4 protein-coding genes and 1 pseudogene are annotated in these 2998 nt (G+C 62.3%); 2 read left to right on the top strand and 3 right to left on the bottom strand.

What is annotated here, in order from left to right; all coding sequences use genetic code 11:
- A pseudogene (locus B3V69_RS12840) lies at positions 1 to 404 on the bottom strand (acetyl-CoA C-acyltransferase); the annotation flags it as partial.
- Positions 405 to 537: 133 nt separating this feature from the next.
- Here B3V69_RS12840 and B3V69_RS12845 point away from each other — a divergent pair.
- Positions 538 to 1110: a TetR/AcrR family transcriptional regulator gene (locus tag B3V69_RS12845; protein ID WP_296447120.1), complete on the top strand. Its 573-nt coding sequence runs from the start codon at positions 538 to 540 to the stop codon at positions 1108 to 1110.
- A 35-nt stretch (positions 1111 to 1145) separates the two neighbouring features.
- On the opposite strand, the gene B3V69_RS12850 is transcribed toward B3V69_RS12845, so the two are convergent.
- Complete coding sequence (locus B3V69_RS12850; protein ID WP_296447229.1) at positions 1146 to 1388, bottom strand: hypothetical protein; 243 nt, start codon at positions 1386 to 1388, stop codon at positions 1146 to 1148.
- Positions 1389 to 1394: 6 nt separating this feature from the next.
- Here B3V69_RS12850 and B3V69_RS12855 point away from each other — a divergent pair, with 6 nt between their 5' ends.
- Positions 1395 to 1517, top strand: a complete 123-nt coding sequence (locus tag B3V69_RS12855; RefSeq protein WP_296447230.1) for a hypothetical protein — start codon at positions 1395 to 1397, stop codon at positions 1515 to 1517.
- A gap of 254 nt (positions 1518 to 1771) precedes the next feature.
- On the opposite strand, the gene B3V69_RS12860 is transcribed toward B3V69_RS12855, so the two are convergent.
- On the bottom strand, positions 1772 to 2998 hold a 1227-nt coding region (locus B3V69_RS12860), incomplete at its 5' end, for an ammonium transporter (protein ID WP_296447122.1).

Genomic DNA, 2998 nt, shown 5'->3' on the forward strand with positions numbered 1-2998 from the left:
AGTTGCGGATGGGGCGAGAAGTTAAAGCCGCCCTGGGGCACCATGGTCATGGACTCCACGCCCACGCACAAAAACGCATCGCCCATGCCGGCCTCGATCTGCGCCGCCGCAATGTGCACGGCCTGCATGGACGAGCCGCAGAAGCGGTTGACGGTCATGCCGCCCACTTCGGTTGGCAGGCCCGCCAGCAGGCCGACGATGCGCGCCAGGTTGTTGCCCTGTGCCGCCTCGGGGTAGGCGCAGCCCAGGATCACGTCTTCCAGCAAGGCGGGGTCCAGGTCAACGCGTTTCAAGAGACCTTTGACCACTTGCGCGGCCAGGTCGTCCGGGCGCACCGTGGCCAGCGCGCCTTTCTTGGCAAAGTGGAAGGGGGAACGGGCATATCCGGCGATGACTGCTTTCATGGTGGGTTCCTTGGTTAAATGATGATCGTCATGATTGAATTATATGACGAACATCATTTAAAATGCAAAGACCCTGCTGACACGTATGGGACAGAACGCAGTGCCGGGCAGCCGCAACACCTGAGGAAACACCATGAAAGTCACCCGCGAACAAGCCAGTCAAAACCGCGACCGCGTGCTCGACGTTGCCGCGCGCCTGTTCCGCGAGCGCGGCTTTGAAGGCATAGGGGTGGCCGATTTGATGAAGAGCGCGGGGCTGACGCACGGCGGCTTCTACGGCCAGTTCGCATCCAAGGAAGAGCTGATGGCCGAGGCCTGCGCCCGTTCGTTCGACGGCGCGGTCAACACCTGGACCAAGATCGGTGGCCGCGCCACCGGCAATCCGCTGGCGGCGGTGATGAAGGGCTACCTGAGCCAGCAGCACCGTGACAACCCGGGTGAGGGCTGCGTGATGGCAGCGCTGGGCGCGGACGCATCGCGCCAGGGCAGCAGCCTGCGCCATGCGGTGACGGTGGGCACGCGCAAGCTGCTGGACTTGTTCACCACGTTTGCGCCAGGCCGCATCAAGGCCGTCAAGCGTGAACGTGCGCTGGTGGCCTACGCCAGCATGGTGGGCGCGCTGATACTGGCCCGCGCGGTAGACGATGAGGCGCTGTCAGACGAGATATTGCATGCGGTGGCGGCGGCCTTACCCGGCGCATCCTGATGGCTCGCTAGTGTTTCAGCGCGGGGGCAATGGTTTCAGGCGTATTGTTTGAGCGCTGGGTCCACGGCGCCATGGATGAACACCACGCAGCCCACGTCGGACGATAGCGTGTCGTGGCTGGTGCCGCCTGGCGCCCATTGGTACTCGCCTTCCAGCAGCAGGATGTCACCGCGGAACATGTCACGCTGGAGCAACAGGCATTCTTCGGCACATTCGTGCACATGCGTTGGCACGCTGCCGCTCAGCTCCAGCTCCAGCTCCAGCCCATCCAAGCGCAAGCCACCTTGCGCCGTCGCATCCTGCGCACCTTCGTGGGTCGGGGCCTGCTGGAGCGGCTGTTGCGCTACTGTGCCCGTCCACCCTTTGTCATGGACCGTCTTCGCAAAGAGGGCGCAGCCTTGGGGTAACTGCGGTGTATGTTGGCAAGTTCACCCGCAAAAACATGCCCTATCCCCCGTTGGACTTGATTAGTTTGCTCGCATAAAAATAGCGACAAACCCGGCAATCTTGAGCCAGCGCCTCGTAGATTCTCAAAATAATCGCGCCAGCCGGCCATAAAAAAACCCACCGGAGCCAGTGGCTCGGGTGGGTTGAAGTCACAAGGAAACTTTGCCTTAGACCGCTTGCTGCGGCGCCCAGGGGCAGCGCAGCATGGCCTTGTTTAGCGGCTGTAGGCGGTTTCGCCGTGGGCCGTGATATCGAGGCCTTCGCGCTCGTCTTCTTCGCTGACACGCAGACCGATGGTCAAGTCGACAATCTTGTAGGCGATGAAGGAGACCACGCCTGACCACACGATGGTGACGAGCACGGCCTTGGCCTGGATCCAGACCTGATCCATGATTGGCACGGAAGAAACAGCGGCCGTGACCCAGTCACCCACGAGGCCGGGGCCACCGAGTGCCTGGTTGTTGAACACGCCGGTCAGCAGGGCGCCGACGATGCCGCCGACACCGTGCACGCCGAAGACATCGAGCGAGTCATCCGCACCGAGCATTTTCTTCAGGCCATTGACGCCCCACAGGCAGACGAAGCCCGCCACGAAGCCGATGACGATGGCGCCCATCAGGCCGACGTTGCCGCAGGCCGGTGTGATCGCAACCAAGCCAGCCACCGCGCCAGACGCGGCACCCAGCATCGAGGCCTTGCCCTTCATCAGCGCTTCGCCGAGACACCAGGCCAACACCGCAGCCGCCGTGGCCGAGAAGGTGTTCATGAAGGCGAGCACGGCCGTACCGTTGGCTTCCAGTGCCGAGCCGGCGTTGAAGCCGAACCAGCCCACCCACAGCAGGGAGGCGCCCACCATTGTCAGTGTCAGACTGTGTGGGGCCATGGATTCTTTGCCGTAGCCGGTACGCTTGCCGATCACGAACGCTCCGACCAGACCAGCGACAGCCGCGTTGATGTGCACCACGGTACCGCCGGCAAAGTCCAGCGCGCCCCATTGCCAGAGCATGCCGGCCTTGGCGTTCATGGCGTCAACCACTTCTTTGCCGGTGTAGGCATCCGGACCCATCCAGAACCACACCATGTGGGCGATCGGGGTGTAGCTGAAGGTGAACCACAGCGCCATGAACATCAGCATGGCCGAGAACTTGATACGTTCGGCGAACGCGCCGATGATCAGGCAGCAGGTGATGGCGGCAAAGGTGGCCTGGAACGCCATGAACAGCAGTTCGGGAATGACCACGCCCTTGCTGAAGGTGGCGCCATTGGCAAATTCGCTCGTCATCGGATTGAACAAGCCTTTCATGAACAGTCGGTCAAAACCGCCGATGAACTGGTTGCCCTCGGTGAAGGCGAGGCTGTAGCCGTACAGGCACCACAGCACCACGATCAGCGAGAAGGTCACGAACACCTGCATCAGGACCGACAGCATGTTCTTGCTGCG

It is taken from the genome of Rhodoferax sp. UBA5149, from assembly GCF_002413825.1.
GTDB lineage: Bacteria > Pseudomonadota > Gammaproteobacteria > Burkholderiales > Burkholderiaceae_C > Rhodoferax.

Bases quoted from the DNA above. Each gene is read 5' to 3' on its own strand.
- B3V69_RS12845 (WP_296447120.1), top strand. From the start codon at position 538: ATGAAAGTCACCCGCGAACAAGCCAGTCAAAACCGCGACCGCGTGCTC.